We start from the raw sequence: 935 nt of genomic DNA, 5'->3' as shown, positions 1-935 counted from the left end.
CCTATGTCGAGGCGCTGCGCCAGACGCTGGCCTGGGCCGGCCGGCTGCAGGCCGAGGGCCCGCTCGGCGCCGCCGAGACGGCCATGCTGCGGCTGGGCTTTGCCGAATATGGCCAGCAGCTGGCCGGCGGTATCCCGATGAGCCAGTCGGAGATGATCCGCCCGGGCGACATGGGCGTCCCCGCCGAGGCGCTCGCGGCCTTCGCGGCGGAGCCCGCGCTGTCCGCACTTAGCGACCGCGCCGGGCTGGAAGCAGCGCGCCTGGCCCTGGTGGCTGAGCTCTCCGAAGGTCGCTTCGGCGCACTCGGCCTCGACGACGAGATGCTGGAGGCGACGCGCGAGCAGTTCCTGCGCTTCGGCGCCGCCGAGATCACCCCCTTCGCGCCGGAATGGCACGCGAAGAACGAGCTGATCCCGATCGAGCTGGTCGGCAAGCTCGCCGAGATGGGCGTCTTCGGCCTGACCGTGCCGGAGGAATTCGGCGGCCTCGGCCTCGGCAAGGTGGCGATGTGCCTGGTGTCGGAGGCCCTGAGCGGCGCCTATCTCGGCGTGGGATCGCTGGGCACGCGCTCGGAGATCGCCGCCGAGCTGATCCGCCTGGGCGGCACGGAGGAGCAGAAGGCCCGCTGRCTGGGCGTCATCGCCAGCGGCGAGGTCCTGCCGACGGCGGTCTTCACCGAGCCCAATACCGGCTCCGACCTCGGCAGCCTGCGCACCCGCGCGGTGCGGGAGGGCGATGTCTACAAGATCTATGGCGCCAAGACCTGGATCACCCATGGCTCGCGCTCCGACCTGATGACGCTGCTGGTGCGCACCGGCTCGCCCGACGAAGGATACAAGGGCCTGTCGATGCTGCTGGCGGAGAAGCCGCGCGGCACGCCGGACGACCTCGTCCCCGCCAAGGGCATGAGCGGCACGGAAATCCACGTGCTCGGC

1 protein-coding gene is annotated in these 935 nt (G+C 71.4%); it reads left to right on the top strand.

All coding sequences use genetic code 11. The features are described 5' to 3' along the window. On the top strand, positions 1-935 hold a 935-nt coding region (locus AC1DWF_RS32845; RefSeq protein ID WP_476842699.1), incomplete at both ends, for an acyl-CoA dehydrogenase family protein.

The organism is Aminobacter sp. P4_D5 (assembly GCF_056401815.1).
This window is presented reverse-complemented; position numbering and strand designations above follow the sequence as displayed.